This is a genomic window from Trinickia sp. HAY1-2D, from assembly GCF_056754935.1.
The window spans coordinates 980662-1001995 of record NZ_JBPGWX010000001.1; the positions used below are offsets into that span (position 1 = coordinate 980662).

At 62.9% G+C, this 21334-nt stretch carries 19 protein-coding genes and 1 pseudogene; 9 read left to right on the plus strand and 11 right to left on the minus strand.

Annotated elements, in window-relative coordinates; translation table 11 throughout:
* Positions 1–25 precede the first annotated feature (25 nt).
* Positions 26–769 (plus strand): NAD-dependent epimerase/dehydratase family protein, encoded by a 744-nt coding sequence (locus tag ACR9ZC_RS04300; protein ID WP_481579262.1) that lies wholly within the window; start codon positions 26–28, stop codon positions 767–769.
* A gap of 78 nt (positions 770–847) precedes the next feature.
* On the opposite strand, the gene ACR9ZC_RS04305 is transcribed toward ACR9ZC_RS04300, so the two are convergent.
* Positions 848–1489, minus strand: a complete 642-nt coding sequence (locus ACR9ZC_RS04305) for a TetR/AcrR family transcriptional regulator (RefSeq protein ID WP_481579263.1) — start codon at positions 1487–1489, stop codon at positions 848–850.
* Positions 1490–1564: 75 nt separating this feature from the next.
* On the opposite strand from ACR9ZC_RS04305, the gene ACR9ZC_RS04310 reads away from it, so the two are divergent.
* Positions 1565–2224 (plus strand): glutathione binding-like protein, encoded by a 660-nt coding sequence (locus ACR9ZC_RS04310; protein ID WP_481579264.1) that lies wholly within the window; start codon positions 1565–1567, stop codon positions 2222–2224.
* Positions 2225–2317: 93 nt separating this feature from the next.
* Here the strand turns inward: ACR9ZC_RS04310 and fdhA are convergent, their stop codons facing one another.
* Positions 2318–3514 carry a formaldehyde dehydrogenase, glutathione-independent gene (fdhA, locus tag ACR9ZC_RS04315; RefSeq protein ID WP_331566641.1) on the minus strand — a complete coding sequence of 399 codons (1197 nt, stop codon included), beginning with the start codon at positions 3512–3514 and terminating at the stop codon, positions 2318–2320.
* Between the two features lie 246 nt (positions 3515–3760).
* Here fdhA and betB point away from each other — a divergent pair, with 246 nt between their 5' ends.
* The 4 genes from betB to ACR9ZC_RS04335 all read left to right on the plus strand — a co-directional run bounded on the left by betB (position 3761) and on the right by ACR9ZC_RS04335 (position 9134).
* Positions 3761–5239, plus strand: a complete 1479-nt coding sequence (gene betB / locus ACR9ZC_RS04320; protein WP_481579265.1) for a betaine-aldehyde dehydrogenase — start codon at positions 3761–3763, stop codon at positions 5237–5239.
* Positions 5240–5251: 12 nt separating this feature from the next.
* The gene (gene betA, locus ACR9ZC_RS04325) at positions 5252–6952 is read left to right on the plus strand and encodes a choline dehydrogenase (protein ID WP_481579266.1); all 1701 of its coding nucleotides are present in this window, start codon (positions 5252–5254) and stop codon (positions 6950–6952) included.
* A 20-nt stretch (positions 6953–6972) separates the two neighbouring features.
* Positions 6973–7380 carry a CopM family metallochaperone gene (gene copM, locus ACR9ZC_RS04330; protein WP_414720153.1) on the plus strand — a complete coding sequence of 136 codons (408 nt, stop codon included), beginning with the start codon at positions 6973–6975 and terminating at the stop codon, positions 7378–7380.
* 311 nt (positions 7381–7691) lie between these two features.
* The gene (locus ACR9ZC_RS04335) at positions 7692–9134 is read left to right on the plus strand and encodes an MFS transporter (protein WP_481579267.1); all 1443 of its coding nucleotides are present in this window, start codon (positions 7692–7694) and stop codon (positions 9132–9134) included.
* 139 nt (positions 9135–9273) lie between these two features.
* On the opposite strand, the gene ACR9ZC_RS04340 is transcribed toward ACR9ZC_RS04335, so the two are convergent.
* The 4 genes and pseudogenes from ACR9ZC_RS04340 to ACR9ZC_RS04355 all read right to left on the minus strand — a co-directional run bounded on the left by ACR9ZC_RS04340 (position 9274) and on the right by ACR9ZC_RS04355 (position 13078).
* Positions 9274–9687 carry a molybdopterin cofactor-binding domain-containing protein gene (locus ACR9ZC_RS04340; protein ID WP_481579717.1) on the minus strand — a complete coding sequence of 138 codons (414 nt, stop codon included), beginning with the start codon at positions 9685–9687 and terminating at the stop codon, positions 9274–9276.
* Between the two features lie 168 nt (positions 9688–9855).
* Positions 9856–11576, minus strand: a pseudogene (locus ACR9ZC_RS04345) (xanthine dehydrogenase family protein molybdopterin-binding subunit); the annotation flags it as partial.
* On the minus strand, positions 11557–12012 hold the full coding sequence (locus tag ACR9ZC_RS04350) for a (2Fe-2S)-binding protein (protein ID WP_481579268.1): 456 nt from the start codon (positions 12010–12012) through the stop codon (positions 11557–11559). The gene ACR9ZC_RS04350 and the pseudogene ACR9ZC_RS04345, both read right to left, overlap by 20 nt.
* Positions 12013–12025: 13 nt before the next feature.
* Positions 12026–13078 carry an NAD(P)-dependent alcohol dehydrogenase gene (locus ACR9ZC_RS04355; protein ID WP_331572091.1) on the minus strand — a complete coding sequence of 351 codons (1053 nt, stop codon included), beginning with the start codon at positions 13076–13078 and terminating at the stop codon, positions 12026–12028.
* A gap of 173 nt (positions 13079–13251) precedes the next feature.
* Here ACR9ZC_RS04355 and ACR9ZC_RS04360 point away from each other — a divergent pair, with 173 nt between their 5' ends.
* The gene (locus ACR9ZC_RS04360) at positions 13252–14223 is read left to right on the plus strand and encodes an AraC family transcriptional regulator (RefSeq protein WP_481579269.1); all 972 of its coding nucleotides are present in this window, start codon (positions 13252–13254) and stop codon (positions 14221–14223) included.
* A gap of 31 nt (positions 14224–14254) precedes the next feature.
* Here ACR9ZC_RS04360 and ACR9ZC_RS04365 read toward each other — a convergent pair whose 3' ends face one another.
* Positions 14255–15244: an aldo/keto reductase gene (locus ACR9ZC_RS04365; protein WP_481579270.1), complete on the minus strand. Its 990-nt coding sequence runs from the start codon at positions 15242–15244 to the stop codon at positions 14255–14257.
* Positions 15245–15381: 137 nt separating this feature from the next.
* Between ACR9ZC_RS04365 and ACR9ZC_RS04370 the strand changes: the two genes are divergently transcribed.
* Both ACR9ZC_RS04370 and ACR9ZC_RS04375 read left to right on the plus strand, forming a co-directional pair.
* Positions 15382–15660, plus strand: a complete 279-nt coding sequence (locus ACR9ZC_RS04370) for a type II toxin-antitoxin system RelE/ParE family toxin (RefSeq protein ID WP_481579271.1) — start codon at positions 15382–15384, stop codon at positions 15658–15660.
* Positions 15661–15670: 10 nt separating this feature from the next.
* Positions 15671–15982 (plus strand): HigA family addiction module antitoxin, encoded by a 312-nt coding sequence (locus ACR9ZC_RS04375; protein ID WP_481579272.1) that lies wholly within the window; start codon positions 15671–15673, stop codon positions 15980–15982.
* A gap of 111 nt (positions 15983–16093) precedes the next feature.
* Here ACR9ZC_RS04375 and ACR9ZC_RS04380 read toward each other — a convergent pair whose 3' ends face one another.
* From ACR9ZC_RS04380 to ACR9ZC_RS04395, 4 genes are read right to left on the minus strand one after another with little or no spacing between them, the layout of a single operon-like run.
* Complete coding sequence (locus ACR9ZC_RS04380) at positions 16094–16720, minus strand: sarcosine oxidase subunit gamma (protein ID WP_481579273.1); 627 nt, start codon at positions 16718–16720, stop codon at positions 16094–16096.
* Positions 16710–19733: a sarcosine oxidase subunit alpha family protein gene (locus tag ACR9ZC_RS04385; protein WP_481579274.1), complete on the minus strand. Its 3024-nt coding sequence runs from the start codon at positions 19731–19733 to the stop codon at positions 16710–16712. Before ACR9ZC_RS04385 ends, ACR9ZC_RS04380 begins: the two co-directional genes overlap by 11 nt.
* On the minus strand, positions 19730–20041 hold the full coding sequence (locus ACR9ZC_RS04390) for a sarcosine oxidase subunit delta (protein WP_173255535.1): 312 nt from the start codon (positions 20039–20041) through the stop codon (positions 19730–19732). The genes ACR9ZC_RS04385 and ACR9ZC_RS04390 overlap by 4 nt, the downstream gene beginning before the upstream one ends.
* 22 nt (positions 20042–20063) lie before the next feature.
* Complete coding sequence (locus ACR9ZC_RS04395) at positions 20064–21308, minus strand: sarcosine oxidase subunit beta family protein (protein WP_481579275.1); 1245 nt, start codon at positions 21306–21308, stop codon at positions 20064–20066.
* Positions 21309–21334 lie beyond the last annotated feature (26 nt).

Genomic DNA, 21334 nt, shown 5'->3' on the forward strand with positions numbered 1-21334 from the left:
CCCATCCGATCCGGGAGCCCCTCTCATGAGTACGACACTCTTTCTGGCAGGCGCCGCCGGCGCCATTGGCAGCGCGCTCGTTCCGTTGCTCGTCGGTTCGGGCTACACGGTGTATGGCACGACCCGCAAGCCGGAGCGTGCGGGCGAGATCGAGGCGATGGGCGCACGGCCCGTCATTCTCGATGTCTTCGATGCCACTGCGCTCGCACGCGAGATGCAGCGCATCGCCCCGGCGATCGTCGTGCATCAGTTGACCGACTTGCCGCCGGGCCTCGACCCCGCCCGCATGGCGGACGCCGTGGCGCGCAACGCGCGCATTCGCGACGAAGGCACGGCGAATCTCGTCGCGGCGGCCCGCGCGGCCGGATGTCGGCGATTCATCGCGCAAAGCATCGCGTGGGCGTATGCCCCGGGGCCGGCGCCTCACGTTGAAACGTGGCCGCTCGATCTCGGTGCCGAGGGTGCGCGGGCGATCACGGTACGCGGCGTGGCGGCACTCGAAGCGCACGCGCTGAACGAGTCCGATCCGCGTTGGCAGGGAACGGTTTTGCGCTACGGCAATCTCTACGGGCCGCGCACGGGTTTCGACGAGCCCACCGGGGCGAGCCCGGTCCATGTCGAAGCCGCCGCGTGGGCCGCCGTGCTGGCTCTGAAAAGCGAGGCGACCGGTGTATTCAATATCACCGACAATGGCACGCCGGCCAGCAACGAAAAGGCCAAGCGCGTGCTCGGGTGGGGTCCCGCGTTACGACTTGCGCCGCTCTCGTGAGCGTACCGGCTTCATCTCTCTTGCGCGGTGTACTGACGATGATTCCCGCACGCTACTCGTCATCGCGAAAGAAAAAGGCTATCGTCCCTCGCGGGCCGTGCCACAGATCATCGCCACGCCCGCCTCCGCTGTCGCTCGCAACGTGCTGCGCTTGTCCCCCGCGCGAGAGCGCAGCGCGAGCGTATGAAGAATGGCCGAGGCGAGTTTGGACAGTATCTTGGGATCGGTCGCATCGTCCACTTCGCCCTCGGCCTGGGCGCGGCGAATGCGCGCTTCGAACGACTTGTCGAACGTCAGCAATCCTTTGCCGAGCACACCGCGCACTTCGTCGTCGTTGACAGCCTCGACCGCGGCTGTCCCGATCAGAAAACAGCCTTGCGCCGCGCCATCCGTTTCGAAATAGAGCGCCAGCGCCAGATCGTAGATACGCATCAGCGCTTCGCGCAGCGGTAGCGGCGCGGCCAATTCGCGATCCATCGCTTCGCGATTCGCGACGACGTAACGTTCGAGCGTTGCGAGATACAGCGCCCGCTTATCGCCGAATGCACCGTACAGGCTCGGGCGGTTCATGCCCGTCGCCTCGCTCAGATCGTCGAGCGTCGTTGCGCTGTAGCCCTTTTTCCAGAACGTGTTTCGCGCCTGCCGCAGCGCTTCGTCGGCATCGTATGCCCGCGGGCGCCCGCGGGGGCGCTTCGGTTCTCGCTCGTCTTTTTGTACCATTTGAAACAAAATCCTTGGCCATGAATATTTATGTGCAATATAGTACAAAAACAGACCGACGAGGAGGAACGAGGAATGGAACTGTACTTTTCGCCGCTCGCGTGTTCGATGGCCACCCGCATTGCGTTTTACGAAGCGGGCTACGAAGCTACCTACATTCAGGTCGACACGAAGCGCAAGCAGCTGGAGAACGGCAGCGATTTTTTTTCGCTCAATCCGATTGGCCAAGTGCCGGTGCTGCGTACGGACGAGGGCGAGTTGCTCACCGAAAACACAGCGATCCTGCCGTATGTCGCCGATCGGTTTCCGCACGCACAGTTGGCACCGGCGGGCAGCTTGGAGCGCGCACGTCTGCAGCAATGGCTGGGTTTCATCAGCACGGAACTGCACAAGGCGCTCTTCGTCCCGCTGCTCGACCCGAACGCCGGCGATGAAGTGAAGCGCTATACGCGTGAGAAGGTGGACATCCGCCTGAATCTCGTGGCCGCCCGCTTTGCCGCGCACGAATGGCTGCTAGATGCATTCAGCGTGGCGGATGCATATCTCGCCGTCGTGCTCAACTGGGCGCGCTACTGCGATGTCGATATCGATCGATGGCCCGCCATCGCAGCGTACTTCAAGCGAGTCACCGCGCGCCCCGCTGTCGCGCGGGCAATGAGCGAGGAATTCGCGCTATACCGTGAACAAGTCGAGCGGGAAAAGGAAAGGGAAAGGGCCGACGCAACGCGTGCTTGAGACGTACGAAGGCAATGAAGGCAAGCGCAATGGAGCGCACGCAACCGCCATACTGCGCGACTGCGCGGGCTCCATCGCTTACCGGTGTCGGCCTCAAGCCGCCTTCAGGATTCCGTGCGGATCGATCACGAATTTGCGCGGTGCGCCGCCGTCGAACTTGCGATAACCCTCAGGTGCCTGATCGAGCGAGATCACCGTGACATTGACGATCTTGGCGATCGGCAGCTTGTCCCAGAGGATGGCCTGCATCAGATTGCGGTTGTACTTCATGACCGGCGTCTGGCCCGTATGGAACGAATGCGATTTCGCCCAGCCCAGCCCAAAACGCAAGCTCAGACTGCCGCGGCGCGCGGCGGCATCGGCCGAGCCCGGATCGTCCGTCACATAAAGCCCCGGAATGCCGATCGCACCCGCCGCACGCGTGACTTCCATCAGCGAATTGAGCACGGCGGCGGGTGCCTCGTCGCCGTGCGCGCTACCGTGCCCATGCGCCTCGAAGCCCACGCAATCGACGGCGCAGTCCACTTCCGGCTTGCCGAGTATGGCCTCGATCTGCTCGCCAAGCGTCGCATCCTGCGACAAATCGACTGTCTCGAACCCCATCTGCCGCGCATGCGCGAGACGTTCGGCGTTCATATCGCCGACGATCGTGCAAGCAGCCCCGAGCAGGCGCGCCGACGCGGCCGCCGCCATACCGACGGGGCCCGCCCCGGCGATATACACGGTCGACCCTGGCTTCACACCAGCGGTGACGGCGCCGTGATAACCGGTCGGCAAAATATCGGACAAGCAGGTGAGATCGCGGATCTTGGACAGCGCCTGATCGCGGTCGGGAAATTTCAGCAGATTGAAGTCGGCGTACGGCACGAGCACGTACTCGGCCTGCCCGCCGATCCATCCGCCCATGTCGACATAGCCGTACGCCCCGCCCGCGCGCGCGGGATTGACGTTCAGACACACGCCCGTGTGCTGATCCTTGCACATCGCACAGCGCCCGCAGGCGACATTGAACGGCACGGAAACGAGATCGCCGATCGATAGCGTCTCGACGTCACGGCCGATTTCGACGACCTCGCCCGTAATCTCATGCCCGAGTACGAGACCGACGGGCGCTGTCGTGCGGCCGCGCACCATGTGCTGATCGGAGCCGCAGATGTTCGTGCTGACCACCTTCAAGATCACGCCGTGCTGGATCGAGCGGCCGCTCGGGTCCACCATCTTCGGGTAATCGATCGACTGCACGTCGACTTTGCCCGGCCCCATATACACCACACCTCGGTTGCTGCTCATCGTAAGCGTCTCCATGTCTTCGAAGAAATTTCGCGCGCGGCTCCATCGGACGGCCCGCGCACGATGTCCTACGCATTGCAGCGTAGTCCTCAATGCGCCGCGGCTATCCATCCAAACGCGACACGTCTTTGCCGGAACCCGACATGCCCGTCCCGATGGGTCCCTTATCGATTGAACGCATGGCGCAAAACGCCTATCGTGGAAGCCTTCGCGGCCCACCGTCACCGTTCGTTGGAGGTTCATTCGATGGCCCAGTCTTCCGTCTACGGCCTGAAGCGGCTCTATATCGACGGCACCTATTGCGATGCCACCAGCGGCACGACGTTCGATACATTCGATCCCGCCACGGGCGCGCACCTCGCGACCGTCCAGCAGGCCAGCCAGGCCGATATCGACCGCGCCGTTGCCGCAGCACGCGAAGGGCAGCGCCAATGGGCCGCCCTCGGCGCCATGGCGCGCTCGCGTATTCTCAAGCGTGCCGTCGAGATCCTGCGCGCGCGTAACGATGCGCTCGCCGAGCTCGAAATGCGCGATACCGGCAAGCCGGTCGCGGAGACGCGCAGCGTCGACATCGTCACTGGCGCCGACGTCATCGAGTACTACGCCGGTCTCGCGCCCGCGCTCGAAGGCACGCAAATTCCGCTGCGCGAGGACTCCTTCGTCTACACGCGCCGCGAGCCGCTCGGCGTATGCGCCGGCATCGGCGCATGGAACTACCCCCTGCAGATCGCCTGCTGGAAATCGGCGCCCGCGCTTGCAGCCGGCAATGCAATGATCTTCAAGCCGAGCGAAGTGACGCCGCTCTCGGCGCTGGAATTGGCCGCGATCTACACGGAAGCCGGCGTGCCGCCCGGTGTCTTCAACGTCGTGCAAGGCGACGGCCGCGTCGGTGCCATGCTCGCGACGCACGAGGGCATTGCCAAGGTCTCGTTCACGGGCGGCGTGGAAACCGGGAAAAAGGTGATGTCGATTGCGGGAGCATCGTCGCTGAAGGACGTGACGATGGAACTAGGGGGAAAATCGCCGTTGATCGTTTTCGACGATGCGGACTTGAACCGCGCGGCCGATATCGCCGTTACCGCCAATTTCTTCAGCGCGGGCCAGGTCTGTACTAACGGCACGCGTGTTTTCGTGCACCGTTCGGTCAAGGCCGAATTCGAAGCGCTCGTGGCCGAACGCGTCAAACGTATCCGCATCGGCAAACCGTCCGATCCGCAGACGAATTTCGGCCCGCTCGCCAGCGCGGCCCAGCTCGACAAGGTGCTCGGCTACATCGAAAGCGGCAAGCGCGAGGGCGCGCGGCTCGTGACAGGCGGCATGCGGCTCGTCGACGGCGATTTCGCGCAGGGGCAATACGTCGCACCGACGGTCTTTGCCGATTGCCGCGACGACATGCGCATCGTGCGCGAGGAGATTTTCGGCCCCGTCATGTGCCTGCTCGATTTCGACGACGAAGCGCAAGTCATCGCCCGCGCGAATGCGACACACTTCGGCCTCGCCGCCGGCGTCGTCACCGAAAGCCTGGCGCGCGCGCATCGCACGATCCACCGTCTCGAAGCCGGTATCTGCTGGATCAATACATGGGGTGAATCGCCGGCCGAAATGCCCGTGGGCGGATACAAGCAATCGGGCATTGGCCGCGAAAACGGTTTGACCACGCTCGAGCACTACACACAGATCAAATCGGTTCAGGTCGAACTCGGGCCGTACCGGCCTGCCTTTTGAAAGGGGATGCGCTTGAACACCAGCGAATTCGACTACATCGTGATCGGCGCCGGCTCGGCCGGCAATGTGCTGGCCACACGGCTGACCGAGGATGCCGATGTGAGCGTGCTGCTGCTCGAAGCGGGCGGTCCGGACTACCGCTTCGACTTTCGCACGCAGATGCCGGCCGCGCTCGCTTACCCGCTGCAAGGACGACGCTACAACTGGGCCTATGAAACGGAGCCCGAGCCGCATATGAACAACCGCCGCATGGAGTGTGGGCGCGGCAAGGGCCTGGGCGGCTCGTCGTTGATCAATGGCATGTGCTATATCCGCGGCAATGCGCTCGATTACGACGGATGGGCGCAAATCGAAGGGCTTGGGGATTGGAGCTATCTCGACTGTCTGCCCTACTTCAAAAAAGCCGAAACACGTGACATTGGACCGAATGCCTATCACGGTGGCGACGGTCCCGTTCATGTCACGACGAGCAAACCGGGCAACAATCCGCTGTTCGGGGCGATGGTGGAAGCCGGCGTGCAAGCCGGTTATCCGCGCACCGACGATCTCAACGGTTATCGGCAGGAAGGCTTCGGCCCGATGGATCGCACGGTCACCGCGCACGGCCGCCGTGCCAGCACGGCACGCGGCTACCTCGATCAGGCACGCGAGCGACCGAACCTGACGATCGTCACGCATGCGCTGACCGATCGTATTCTGTTCTCGGGTAAGCGGGCGGTTGCGGTGGCCTATTTGCATGGCGGCGAAGCGCGCGAGGCTCGAGCTCGCCGCGAAGTGCTGTTATGTTCCGGCGCCATCGCTTCGCCGCAGATCTTGCAACGTTCCGGGGTCGGCCCCGGTGAATGGCTGCGCGCGCTGCAGATTCCCGTGGTGCTCGATCTGCCCGGAGTGGGCCGCAATCTGCAGGACCATCTCGAGATGTATCTGCAATACGAGTGCAAGGAACCCGTATCGCTCTACCCGGCGCTCAAGTGGTACAACCAGCCCGCCATTGGACTCGAATGGTTGGCGAAGGGCACGGGCCTCGGTGCCAGCAATCACTTCGAAGCCGGCGGTTTCATCCGCACGCGCGACGACGATCTTTGGCCGAACATTCAATATCATTTCCTGCCGATAGCGATCAACTACAACGGCTCGAATGCTATCGACATGCATGGCTTTCAAGCGCATGTCGGCTCGATGCGTTCGCCGAGCCGCGGGAGGGTGAAGCTGCGGTCGCGCGATCCGCGCGATCATCCGAGCATCTTGTTCAACTACATGGCGGAGCCGCTCGATTGGCGCGAGTTTCGTGATGCTATCCGGATCACACGTGAAATCATCGCGCAACCCGCGCTCGATCGGTACCGCGGACGCGAGCTGAGTCCGGGTGCCGATCTGAAGAGCGACCGGGAACTCGATGCGTTCGTTCGCTCGCGTGCTGAAACCGCGTTTCATCCGTCGTGCTCATGCCCAATGGGGTATGACGGGATGGCGGTCGTCGATACCGAAGCCCGCGTGCATGGTATCGATGGTTTGCGTGTCGTCGATGCGTCCATCATGCCGATCATCACGACAGGCAACCTGAACGCACCGACGATCATGCTGGCAGAGAAAATCGCCGACAAGATTCGCGCACGTACGCCGCTGGCGCGCGCCGATGTGCCTTACTATGTCGCGAAAGGGACGCCGGCATGCCAGCGTGGCACGAAACTGGCTGGTACGGTCGACGTCTGAACGGTCCAGGAGATTTCAACGTGCGCAATCGTCTCGCCTGTCGTCTCGCGCTCATTGGCGCGAGCATCGTATGGGGCCTGTCGGCCATGCCTGCGGGTGCCCAACAAGCTGCCTCGATGCCTGGCATGGATATGTCGCATGCGGCGGGCACGACGCCCGGCGGTTCCAGCGATGCCTCCTCGCAGGCTTTCAAGGAGGCTGATCAGAAAATGATGCAGAACATGAATTCGCCGAGTTATACCGGCGATGCGGACAAGGACTTCGTCTCGCATATGATTCCGCACCATCAAGGGGCAATCGATATGGCTCAGGTCGAGCTCAAGTATGGGAAAGATCCCATATTGCGGCGTCTGGCTCATCAGATCATCAAGGCGCAGCAGGACGAAATCAAGCTCATGCAGCGTTGGCAGGAGAAACGGGCTCAGTAGTGCGGCTTGGGTGGGTGGTCAACGCCCGCGGCACGTACTCACGCATGCGCAACTCGGGTTGTCAGCTCGAGGCCCAGCGCTTTCATTACCGACAGCATTGTTTTCAGCGTCGGATTGCCTCGCTCACTGAAGGAACGGTAGAGCACTGCGGCCACGGCAGCCCGGTAACGGGCATCCATCGGCCGATGCCCGATCCCGAATGGCGCCGCTGAGCAAGTGCGATGGCGGATTTTCTATACCCCACGTTTTATTGGCCGCATCTACTGATGACAAGCCGCCGCGTAGGCGGTCTTTTCTCATCGGGAACTGCCATGCCGACCGCCACTTCGTCGAGGACCCCTCGCGCTCATGCCGCCGCCCGGCTCGAGCGTCTGCCATTTTCCTCGTACCATCGCCTACTTTTCATCGTTATCGCGCTGGCGTTCTTTTTCGATTCGGTCGATCTCGGCACCATGACTTTCGTGCTCGGCTCGATCAAGCAGGAATTCGGCTTGTCGACTGCGGCGGCGGGGCTCGTCGCCAGCGCCAGCTTCTTCGGCATGGTGTTTGGCGCCGCCGTGGCAGGCCTGCTCGCCGACCGTTTCGGCAGACGTCCTGTATTCCAGTGGAGCATGGTGCTCTGGGGAGTCGCCTCCTACCTGTGCTCGACCGCGCATGATGTGAATTCGCTCATCGCTTTTCGTGTCGTTCTCGGAATCGGCATGGGCATGGAGTTTCCCGTCGCACAGGCGTTGTTGTCCGAGTTCGTTCCGACCGCTTCGCGCGGCCGCCTCATCGCATTGATGGACGGCTTCTGGCCGCTGGGCTTCATTACGGCAGGCATCGTTTCGTATTTCGTGCTGCCGCAATTCGGCTGGCGCACGGTGTTCGCATTGCTGGCCATTCCGGCCGTGTTCGTGCTGATCGTGCGGCGCATCGTGCCTGAATCGCCGAGGTGGCTGGAGCATCGCGGGCGTCTTGCGCATGCCGACGCGGTACTGAACGATATCGAAACGAAGGTGTTGCGTGCGACGGGCCTTGCATCGCTGCCCCCCATACCGGATATGGACGCCGTGCCGTTCGGGCAGCGCCCGCGCAGTGCATTCCGCGAAATCTGGAGCGACGTTTATCGCAAGCGCACGATCATGGTGTGGACGCTGTGGTTCTTTGCGCTGCTCGGCTTTTACGGGCTGACCTCATGGCTCGGCGCGCTGATGCAGCAATCGGGCGTTACGGTGACGAAGTCGGTGCTCTATACCGTGCTCATTTCCCTGGCTGGTATCCCCGGTTTTCTCTGCGCCGCGTGGCTCGTTGAACGATGGGGCCGCAAGCCGACTTGCGTAGCATCGCTCATGGGCGGCGCAGCGATGGCTTATCTCTACGGGCAGGCAGTCTTGCACGGCGGCGATCTCACACTGGTGATCAGCGCCGGCTTTGCGATGCAGTTCTTTCTCTTCGGCATGTGGGCCGCGCTTTATACCTATACCCCCGAGCTTTACGGCACCGGTGCGCGTGCAACCGGATCAGGGTTCGCGTCGGCAGTCGGCCGGATCGGCTCGTTGATCGGGCCGTATGTGGTCGGGCTCGTATTGCCTGTCTTCGGACAGAGCGGCGTCTTCACGCTCGGGGCGCTTTCGTTCATGCTGGCTGCGGCAGCCGTCGCAGTGTTGGGGATCGAAACAAAGGGGCGCGCGCTCGAATCGCTTTCGAGCGATGTAGCAGAAGCGACGGACGATCGGTACGCCACGGCGACGGAGCGAGTCAGGGGTGGCTAGCAGGCTATGGAATGGACCTGCTTCGACATCGAATTCCCTCGCCGGTTGAGAGAACCTCCCCGTAGGGCCGAATCGAAAAACGCCCCAATCGACGGCAAGGTCGATCGGGGCGTTTTGCCAGCGAGCCCGAAGCCGCCGTTCAAGCCGTCTTCAACTGCTCTCCCACGGGTAACTTCCGTATCCGCTTGCCCGTTGCGGCGAAAATCGCATTCGTCAAAGCCGGCGCGAGCGCCGACGTCCCCGGCTCGCCGATACCACCCGGCGCTTCACCGCTCTTCACGATATGCACCACGATCTCCGGCGTTTCATTGAGCCGCAATACACGATAGTCCGTGAAATTGCTCTGCTCGACCCGGCCATCCTTGATCGTGATTTCGCTATAAAGCGCACCGGTGATACCGAAGACGACACCGCCTTGTATCTGCGCTTCGATCGTCCTCGGATTGACGGCCATGCCGCAATCGACGGCACATACGACGCGGTCCACCTTCACCGCGCCGCCCTCGACCGTCACCTCCGCCACCATGCTCAAATAGCTGCCGAAGGCGTGCATGACCGATACGCCGCGCCCCTTTCCTTTCGGCAGCGGACTGCCCCAACCGGCCTCGCGCGTGGCAACCTGCAACACATGCGCGGCACGCGGGGCATCGCCTAGCAAATCGAGCCGATACTTCACCGGATCGATGCCCGCATGTGCGGCAAGTTCGTCGATGAAACTTTCGACGACGAACGTGCCGCGCGTCGCACCGACGCCGCGCCAGAACGCGGTCGGAATAGGACCGGGCTCCTCCCGCACGTAATCGACGAGTTGATTCGGCAGGCTATAAGGCAGTTCGGCCGCCACTTCGACCGCATCAGGATCGACGCCGTTCTTCACGACTGCCGGCGCGAAGCGTGCCAGGATCGACGAGCCCACCACCCGATGCTGCCAGGCTATGGGCTTGCCGTTCGCGTCGAGGCCGGCAGATATTCGATCGTAGTAGCAAGGCCGATACATGTCGTGCTGGACGTCTTCCTCTCGGGTCCAGACGACCTTGACGGGCGAAGCGACGGCCTTGCCGATCTTCAGCGCCTGCACGATCGCATCGACTTCGAGCCTTCTGCCGAACCCGCCGCCGAGCAAATGATTATGGACGGCCACTTTTTCGGGGGCAGGCCCGTCACTTTGGCGCCCACGGCGCGAGCGATGGTCGGAACCTGCGTACCGACCCAGATATCGCAGCGGTCGCCGCGCACGTGCACCGTGCAATTGATGGGCTCCATCGTGGCGTGTGCGAGCAGCGGTTGCTCATAGACCGCATCGATGCGCGCCTTGGCCTCGCCGAACGCTTTGCCGACGTCCCCTTCCTTGCGCGCGACAGCGCCGTCGCGCCGCGACGCTTCCGCAAGATGGGAAAAAATCTTCTGAGTCGATAGCGTGGCAGCCTGTCCGCCGTTCCACTTGATGTCGAGGGCAGCAACGCCTTGCTTCGCAGACCAGGTATGCGCCGCGACAACGGCAACCGCGTTGTCGAGCTTCACCACCTGATGCACTCCGGGCACTTGCTTGGCACGCGTATCGTCAACGCTCTCGAGCGTGCCGCCGAACACGGGGCAATTGACGATGGCCGCGTAGACCATGCCGGGCAGGCGCACGTCGAAGCCGAACAGCGCAGTACCGTCCACTTTTTGCGCCGAATCGAGCCGGTCCGTGGGCTTGCCGATCAGTTCGAAGTCCTTGGGGTCCTTGAGCGGGACATTGGCCGGCAACGGCAGCTTCGCCGCGGCATCGACGAGTTTGCCGTAGGCGATCCGCCGTCCGCTCGGCGTGTGCACGACTTCACCGGCGTGCGCCGTGCATGAGGCGGGATCAACGCGCCATTGCCGCGCCGCCGCCGAGACCAGCAGCGCGCGCGCCGTCGCACCCGCCTGCCGCATCGGCTGCCATGCGAAGCGAATCGAGGTCGAACCGCCGGTGATCTGCCCGCCTCCCAGCAACGGATCGCCATACAGCTTGTCGTTGGGCGGTGCATGATCGAGCGTCACTTGCTGCAACGGCACGGCCAGTTCCTCGGCGATCAGCATCGGAATCGAGGTATAGACGCCTTGCCCCATCTCCACCTTGGGCATGACGAGCGTCACGCGGCTTTCGCGATCGATTCGGATGAACGCGTTCGGCGCGAAGGTGCCGGGCGGTGCGACCTCGGAAGCCTGCCCTTCGACGGCCGATCGACGCGCATGCGCGCCACGGTCGGTCGCGGCATCGGCTCGCACGTTGAAGCCGAGCAACAATCCGCCGCCAGCGGCCGCACCGAGCGTCATGCCGAACTTTAGAAACGTCCTTCGCGAGACGCCGGAACCGGCCGGCTCGTCTGCCAGGTCCGGAGCGCCAGCGGCGCTGCCTTCGAAGCTATGCGCGAGATCGAAGAGTCCTTTGGACATGTCAGACTTCCCCCGCCGCATGCTTCACGGCTGCGCGAATGCGGTTGTAGGTGCCGCAACGGCAGAGGTTGCCCGACATCGCCGCATCGATATCCGCATCGCTCGGCTTCGGGTTTTGGGCGAGCAGCGAGGCAGCCGACATCACCTGCCCCGACTGGCAATAACCGCATTGGACGACATCGAGATCGCGCCAGGCTTCCTGCACCTTACGGCCTGCCGGCGTAGCGCCGACGGCTTCAATCGTCGTGACTCTCTTGCCGGCGACGGCCGAGACCGGCAGCACGCACGAGCGCACCGCGGCCCCATCGAGATGGACCGTACACGCACCGCACTGAGCGATGCCGCAACCGAACTTCGTGCCGGTCAGGCCCACTACATCGCGCAGTACCCAAAGTAGCGGCATGTCGTCCGGCACGTCGAGCGTGTGGACCTTTCCGTTGATCGTCAGCGTCGCCATCCTCAGTCCCTTCTTATTGTCTCAATGAGTCGATATCGATCACGAAGCGGTATTTCACATCGCTCTTCAACATCCGGCCGTAAGCTTCGTTGATCTGCTGCATCGGAATCATTTCGATATCCGAGGTGATGCCATGCTGACCGCAAAAATCGAGCATCTCCTGCGTTTCGGCGATGCCCCCGATCAGCGAACCCGCCAGCCGGCGGCGTTTCAGGATCAGGTTGAACACTTGCGGCGACGGATGATCGTGCTCGGGTGCGCCGACCAGCGTCATCGTCCCATCGCGCTTGAGCAGTGCGATGAACGGATTCAAATCGTGTTGCGCGGCAACCGTATTGATCAAAAGATCGAAGCTGTTCGCATGTTTGGCCATCGCCTCGGGGTCCTTCGAGATGACGACCTCGTCCGCCCCCAACCGTTTGCCGTCTTCGACCTTCGACGCCGACGTCGTGAAAAGTACCACGTGCGCGCCCATTGCGTGCGCGAGCTTCACACCCATGTGGCCGAGGCCGCCGAGACCGACGATGCCGACTTTCTTGCCCGGGCCGGCGCCCCAGGTGCGCAACGGCGAGTAGGTCGTGATGCCCGCGCACAGCAACGGTGCGACGGCAGCCGGATCGAGGTTGTCGGGCACGCGCAGCACGAACGCTTCGTCGACGACGAGGTTCGTCGAATAGCCGCCGTAGGTCGTTTCACCCGTTACGCGATCCGTGCCGTTGTAGGTGCCGACGAAGCCGTTCTCGCAGTATTGCTCGAGGCCCTCCTGGCAGCTCGCGCAGGTTCGGCATGAGTCGACGAGACAGCCCACGCCGACGAGGTCGCCCGCTTTATAGCGCGTAACGGCCGGCCCGACTTCCATCACGCGGCCCACGATCTCGTGGCCGGGCACTACCGGGTAGAGGGTGTTGCTCCATTCGTTGCGTGCCTGGTGCAGGTCCGAGTGACACACGCCGCAGAACATCACTTCGATATGCACGTCGTGCTCGCGCAGACCGCGACGCTCCAATTCGAACGGCGCAAGCGGCGATTGTGCGTTCTGGGCTGCGTAGGCGTGAGTCTTGTACATGGTCGCTCCTGTCATGCGGTTGGCAAATCGAGCCTCACATCCTAGGCAGCGGCCGTGCCGCGCGGAATACCTGAACCTCTTGAAGCCTTGCCTGTTTCTCTTGGCGACCAGCAAAACCGCGCCGTTGGTGGTAGATTTCGAGCCTGTTCCTCTTGCCAGACCGTACCCCGGACATGACGCATTCTTCTTCGGAAACCGCTCGTGTGGGCATCGACGCATCGCAGACACGCGTCGTCGAATTGCTGGGCCGGCTCGCGCCGGCCGAAGGCATCGTGCCTTCGTCGATCGAAGGCGTAAAGCTGATGCGCCTGAACCATCGCTGCCCGCGCATACCGGTCTTGTACGACCCGAGCATCGTCATCGTCTGCCAAGGACGGAAACGAGGCTTCCTGGGCGCTCAGACCTTCGTCTACGACCCGCAGCACTATCTCGTGATGGCCGTGCCGCTGCCGTTCGAATGCGAGACCGAAGCGACGCCTGATGAACCGCTGCTGGCCGTCAAGATCCAGATGGATCTCGCTGTCGTCGCGGAACTGCTGATTGCGCTGAACGACTCGCGCGGTCCCATCCAGGGCGAGCCGCGGGCGTTTTACGCCACTCCGCTCGAAAGGCCGCTCGCCGATGCGGTATTGCGGCTCGTGGAAGCGCTGGCCTCGCCTGCCGACGCCCCGATTCTCGGCCCGGGCATCGTGCGCGAGATCTGCTATCGCGTGCTGACCGGTCCGCAAGGCGATGTCATTCGCGTCGCGCTGACGCATCAGCATCATTTCGGTCGCATTGCGAAGGCGTTGCGCCGCATTCATTCGGATTACCAAAACACCCTCGACGTCGAAACGCTCGCGCGTGAGGCAGGCATGAGTCTCGCGGTGTTCCATGCGCAGTTCAAGGCCGTGACGGCCACTTCGCCGATGCAGTATGTGAAGACCACGCGGCTGCACCATGCGCGTTTGCTGATGGCGCAAGACGGGCTCAACGTGAGCGCGGCGGCGGCTCACGTCGGCTATGAAAGTGCCTCGCAGTTCAGCCGCGAATTCAAGCGGCTTTTTGGCGTCACGCCCGCCGACGAAGCGCGGCGCGTGCGCGCGGCGGTCGGCTCGCCGCCGCCCGTCGCGCCTTTACGCAGCCAGTATGTGACGGCCGAATGAGCAAGCGTTCCATTTTGGGCTCGGGGCTTCGTTACCGGGGCGCGTCGCCGAAGCGATATTCGTAGCTCAATTCGTCGAGCTTCGTTTTGAGCGCGGCATCGAGTGGTCGAGCCGCGGCCGCGATGGAATCGCTCAATTGCTGGGGCCGGCTGGCGCCGATGATCGCCGAGGTGATGGCGGGATTGGCCAGTACCCAGCCGACGGCTGCGGTCACGGGCGACAGCCCGGCCTCAGCCGTCGTTTTACAGAACGCGTCGACCGTTTCGAATTCGCGCTCGTGCCAGTAGCGCTCCTGATACACCGCGCCGGCCGTGCCGAGCGTGAAGCGCCCTTCGGGGGGCGTCGCACCGCGCTTGTGCTTGCCCGTCAATAGGCCGCCGGCCAGCGGGTTGTAGGGAATCACGCCAAGCCCTTCTTCTTCGGCCAGCGGCAGCAGTTCGCGCTCGATCTGGCGGAACAGCAGGTTATAGCGAGGCTGAACCGAGACGAAGCGCGCAAGCCCGAGCGTGTCGGCACGGCCTAACGCACGCGCGAGCCGGTAGGCCACGAAATTGGAAACACCGATATAGCGGGCACGTCCCGAGCGCACGATCGTATCGAGCGCTTCGAGTGTTTCGTCGATGGGCGTTTCGCGATCGTCGGAGTGCAGTTGGTAGAGATCGACGTAATCCGTGCCGAGCCGCTTTAGCGACGCATCGATGGCATCGAGCAGGTGTTTGCGCGAGGCGCCTTGATCCCACGGCGACGGGCCCATTTTGCCGACGGCTTTCGTTGCGAGCACGAAGCGTTGGCGCTTGTCCTTCAGCCAGCGTCCGACGATTTCCTCGGTGGCGCCGACGTTTGAGTCGCCACCGCCTAGGGGATAGACGTTGGCCGTATCGAAAAAGGTAATGCCGGCATCGGCGGCGGTTGCCATGATGCGGCCCGACGTCGCTTCGTCGGTCTGAAAGCCGAACGTCATCGTGCCGAGACACAGGCGCGAAACAGTCAGTCCGGTACGGCCTAGCTTGCGGTATTCCATGGGGTTCCTCCGGGAGTCGAGCGCTTGAGGGGCAAAGCCCAAAGAATAGCTCTCGCGGCGGATGCGCGCTGGAACACCGATCTGCGAGCCGCAAATGGGCGACTTGTGCAGCGTGACGTTACAGCATACATTGCACAATGATCAAATCGTTTCTGCACAAAGGCTTGCGAGATTTTTTCGAGAACGGTGGCAAGGCCGGCATCCAGCCGCACCACGCCAACCGGCTCTCCCGTCAGCTACGCCAGCTCGACGATGCGGCCGGTCCCGACGACATGAACGTGCCGGGTTGGAAATTGCACTCGCTGCACGGAGATCTGGAGGGGCATTTTTCGATATGGGTCAACGGCAACTGGCGCATAACGTTTCGATTCGAAGGCGCCGATGCCGTGCTAATCGATTATCAGGACTACCCCTAGGAATTGTCTTATGAGCCGTATCTTCAATCCGCCGCATTCTGGCGCCACGCTACGCGAAGACTTATTGCCGGCACTCGGCCTGACCGTAACCCAGGCCGCGCAGCAACTCGGTGTCACGCGTTCCGCGCTTTCGCGCGTGCTCAATGAGCACGCCGCGATCTCGCCTGAAATGGCGTTGCGCATCGAAGCGTGGCTTGGCGTCGAACGAGGGGGCCGCGCCGACGTCTGGCTGGCCGGACAGACCGCCTATGATCTTTGGCAGGCACGTAAGAACAGCGGCAAGCTGCACGTCAAGCATGCGCCCGCTGAGCCGGCCCACTGACAGCAATTGGCCAGGTAAGAATCGAATTGAAAACTTCGCTCGGCGAAACGTGAGACTTCGCTCTTCTTCGATCGGCCCGGGCCGCCCACCGCCCAGAGCCGATCGCCCGCCTTACATCAACAACGGCGCCGCGGCATCCAACATAATGCGGCAGAAGTAATCGGCAAAACTGCGGCGCACCACGATCTCATAGCTGTCGCTACCCAGCGGCACGAGCACGATCGAAGCCTTGAAATAATGGCTCTGCACGCATTGCCCACGCGCCAATATACGCGGATGAAGATCGAGCGGGCAGCCGCGCGCCAGCACGTCGCGCACATGCGTCCCACTCGCTTCCAACACCGTATAACCGCTCCCCACATCGACAGCCGCAGCAAACAGCCCCTGAAACGCCGCGCCGAGCTTCGCTTCGAGCTGAGCCGCCCGCGGCTCGATCGAGCGAACGAGCCATTCGTCCGGACCCAACCAAAGCATGTCGCACTCGCTCGCCTGCGCAACCGTATTCGGCTTCACAGGCAAGCTCGCGCCAAGCACGCTTTGCACGGCACTCATGAACGCCGGATCGCGCGCATCGCCGCGCACGTTCACGAGTTCCAAAAACGGCCGCTCGCGCAGTCGAAATACATTCGATTGCTTGGCCTGACTCGCCGCAAGAATATCCTGCACGCCGACGAGCGGAGATTCGAGCCGTCCCTGGCCGCCGAGCGTCGCCGCATTGCCTTTCGTCTCATTCCACATGCTGACGCACTCCTTCGGTGTCATAGAACACGGGGCTCGATATCGTCGCGTCGACGGTGCGCCCGTTCAAATCGATCGTCACTTTCTGCCCCATCTTGCCAAGCCCACCCTTGACAACCGCCATCGCAATCGAGCGCTTCAGAATCGGGCTGTAGTAGCTCGACGTGACATGCCCGAGCATCGGCACCGGCTCCGTCGCAACGGTATTCGCGGGCGGTGTCCTCGTACCCTTCGCCAGAATCTGGCCACCTTCGGGCAACACGGTGGCGGGATCGTCGGTCAACAGCCCCACGAGTTGCTTGCGCCCTTCCTTCGCGGTGTCGGACCGGGTCAGCGACCTCTTGCCCAGACAGTCTTTCGTCTTCGCAACAAGACCGCCCATACCGAGATCGAACGGAGTGATCGACCCGTCAGTGTCCTGCCCGACGATGATGTAGCCCTTCTCCGCACGCAGCACGTGCATCGTTTCCGTGCCGTACGGCGTAATACCGAACTCCGCACCGGCCTCCATCAGCGCTTCCCAGACCGCGCGCCCCGCATTGGCCGGCACGTTGACTTCGTACGCAAGCTCGCCGGAGAAGCTGATCCGCATGATGCGCGCCTTCACTTCGGCCACCGTGCCATCGCGGTAGCTCATGAACGGGAACGCCTCGTTTGCGAAATCCACGTCGCGGCAAACCTTTTGCAGCACTTTGCGGCTCTTCGGCCCAACGACGGCAAACGTGGCCCAATGGTCCGTGACCGAAGCCAGCCGCACCTTCATGTCCGGCCATTCCGTCTGCAGCCATCGCTCGAGCCAGGTCAGCACCCGCGCGGCGCCGCCCGTCGTCGTCGTCATCATGTAGTGCTGATCGCCCAGACGAACGGTCACGCCGTCGTCGAACACCATGCCGTTTTCATCGAGCATGAGGCCGTAGCGGCATTTGCCCACTTCGAGCTTCGACCACGGATTCGTGTACACCCAGTTCAGCAGCTTCGCCGCATCGGGACCCTGGATATCGATCTTGCCAAGCGTGGACGCATCGAGAATGCCGACGCCCGTTCGAACCGCGAGACATTCGCGCGCGACGGCAGCGTGCAGGTCTTCGCCCGCCTTCGGGTAATACCAAGGCCGCTTCCAGTTGCCGACATCCTCGAACGCCGCACCGTTCTCCACGTGCCATTCGTGAATGCAGGTCTTGCGGATGGGATCGATGAAATCCCCGATCTCCCGGCCGGCGATCGCACCGAACGTCACAGGCGTGTAGTTGGGGCGGAACGTCGTCGTGCCCGTCTCGGGAATCGTCTTGCCGAGCGCGCTCGCGAGAATCGCCATGCCGTTGATGTTGCCGAGCTTGCCTTGATCGGTGCCGAACCCCATGGCCGTATAACGCTTCACATGCTCGACCGATTCAAAACCTTCGCGCGCGGCCAGCAAGATATCGGCTGCCGACACGTCGTTCTGAAAATCGACGAACTGCTTGGGCCCGCGTGCGGCACGCTCGTGTGAGCCGACGAGCCAAAGCGGCAGCAACGGCGACTCCTTGATATCCGCCACTTGCGGCGCAGGCGGACGCACAGCTTTGAAGCCCACCGATTGCGCGGCTTCGAGACCGGCATCGAGCGCCAGACGCAGGCCGCGCGCAAGACTGAATTCGCCCGACGCGGCACCGACGCTCACTTCGGGCTGGGCAGCCTTGCCCGGCACGAAGCAGGACTTCTCGTCGTTCCAATGCGCCTTACCGCCCGACTGCGCGAAAAGATGCAGCACAGGGCTCCAGCCCCCCGACATGGCCACGAGGTCGCAAGCGATCGTCTCTTGCCGCGCGCCGACCACGCCCTTGTCGAACGTGGCGATTTCGACCGACGACACACGACGCTTGCCGTTCGCCACGGTGACGACGGCACCGCTTTTCACGGCGATGCCATGACGCCGCGCGGCGGCGGGCAGTGCGCCGTCGCTCGATGCCCGCGGATCGACAACCGTGACCTTCGCGCCGCTCGCTTTCAAATCGAGCGCGCACTGATATCCGTCATCGTTGTTCGTGAAGACGACGGCCTCGCGCCCCGGCAATACGCCGTACCGATGCACATAAGTCGACACCGCCGATGCGAGCATGATGCCCGGCAGATCGTTGTTGCCGAACACGAGCGGCCGCTCGTGCGCGCCTGTCGCGAGAATGACGCGCTTGGCGCGAATCTTCCAGACGAGCTCGCGCGTACCCTTGCGCAGCGAAACCGGCAGATGGTCGGTCAGCCGCTGCACGACCGTCACGAGATTGTGATCCTGATAGCCGAATGCGGTACTGCGCGTGAGGATTTTGACGTCCGGCATCTGCGCGAGCGCCGATTCGATCTTCTCGGCCCACTGCACCCCGGGCTTACCGTCGATCTGCGCGCGGCACGACAGCAGGCTGCCGCCGAGTTCGCGCTGGTCGTCGACGAGAATCACACGCGCGCCTGCCAGGCCGGCCGCATGCGCCGCGGCCAAACCTGCGGGCCCGCCGCCGACGACGAGCACGTCGCAGTGCGCGAAGCATTTGTCGTAACGGTCCGCGTCGAGCGTATCGGGCGCTTTGCCCAGACCCGCTGCCTCGCGAATCTTTTCTTCGTACTTCGGCCACCATTTGCGCGGCCACATGAACGTCTTGTAATAGAAGCCCGCGGGAATGAAGCGCGCGATCTTCTGATTGACCGCCATGCGGTCGTCCTCGATCGACGGCTCCGCATTCACGCTGCGCGCGACGAGTCCCTGGTAGAGCTCGATTTCGGTTGCACGCGCATTCGGCACGGTATAGGCGCCGCGTTCGAGTTGCACGATGGCATTCGGCTCTTCCACGCCCGCCGTCACGATGCCGCGCGGGCGATGGTACTTCCAGCTTCGCGCTACGAAATGCATGCCATTGGCGAGCAGCGCCGATGCGAGCGTATCGCCCTGATAGCCCTGGTACGTACGGCCGTTGAACGTGAACGTCAACGGAATGGCGCGATTGATCCGCCCACCGGCGCCGAGTCGGTCTTTCTGGCTGCTCATGATTGGGTGCCCTGTTGTTTGCCGTTGTGCTCCGCCCGCTCGGGGGTGGCCCCGTCGAACGTTTCATATCCCTGAATCGCGTACGTCACCGTATCGCGCGTTGCCTTGAACCACCGCCGGCAGCCTTGCGCGTGAAGCCATTGCTCGCGATGCACGCCGCGCGTGTTGTGCCGCATGAAGAGGTAATCGCCCCACTCGCGGTCGGACAATTTCTCGGGCTCGAGCGGGCGCACGATGTCGGCTTCGCCGCCGCAGGAGAATTCGGATTCGGCACGCGGGCCGCACCAGGGGCATTCGATCATCAACATGATTGGTCTCTCTCCAGTGCCTTCAGTGGGCCACGGCGGCAGCGCCGTGTTCGTCGATCAGATGGCCGGTGTAGAACCGGTCGAGCGAAAACGGCGCGTTGATCGGATGCGGCGCGTCGTTGGCGATCGTGTGCGCAAACACCCATCCGGAACCCGGCGTCGCCTTGAACCCGCCCGTTCCCCATCCGCAATTGAAATAGAGCCCTTTGACGTCGGTCTTGCTGATGATCGGGCACGCATCGGGCGAAACATCGACGATGCCACCCCATTGCCGATTCATCCGCACGCGCGAAAACACGGGGAACATTTCGACGATGGCTTGCAACGTGCCTTCGATCACATGGAAGCTGCCACGTTGGCCGAAACCGCCGTATTGATCGATGCCGGCGCCGATGACGAGATCGCCCTTGTCGGACTGGCTGATGTAGGCATGCACGGCGTTGGACATGACCACCGTATTGACGACAGGCTTGATCGGCTCGGAAACGAGCGCCTGCAACGGGTGGCTTTCGATCGGCAGACGGATACCGGCCATATCGGCAATCGTCGTCGTATTGCCGGCGGCGACCACCGCGACCTTCTTCGCTTTGATGAAGCCCTTCACCGTTTCGACACCGACGACGGCACCGCCATCGCGTCGAATACCCGTCACCTGACAGTTCTGGATGATGTCGACGCCATGCGAATCCGCGCCGCGCGCGAAACCCCAGGCCACCGCATCGTGACGCGCGACCCCGCCGCGCCGCTGAAACGATGCGCCGAGCACCGGGTAGCGGGCGTTCAGATTGATCGTCGGCTCGATCTCCTTGATCTGCTCGGGCGTCAGATATTCGGCATCGACGCCGTTGAGCCGATTGGCGTTGACGCGCCGTTGCGTATCTCGCACGTCCTGAAGCGTATGCGCGAGGTTCATGACGCCGCGCTGACTGAACATGACGTTGTAGTTGAGATCTTGCGAGAGCCCCTCCCAGAGCTTCATCGCCTTTTCGTAGAGCGCAGCCGACTCGTCCCACAGGTAGTTCGAACGAATGATCGTCGTATTGCGCGCGGTGTTCCCGCCGCCGAGCCATCCCTTCTCGAGCACGGCGACGTTACGCACGCCGTGCTCCTTCGCGAGGTAATAGGCGGTGGCGAGACCATGACCGCCGCCGCCGACGATCACCACGTCGTATTCGCGCTTCGGCTCGGGACTGCGCCATTGGCGCTCCCAGCTCTCGTGATACGACAATCCGTTGCGCACCAGACTGAATAGGGAAAAGCGGCTCATAGCGGTCGTCCTTGCGGTGTTCCTCA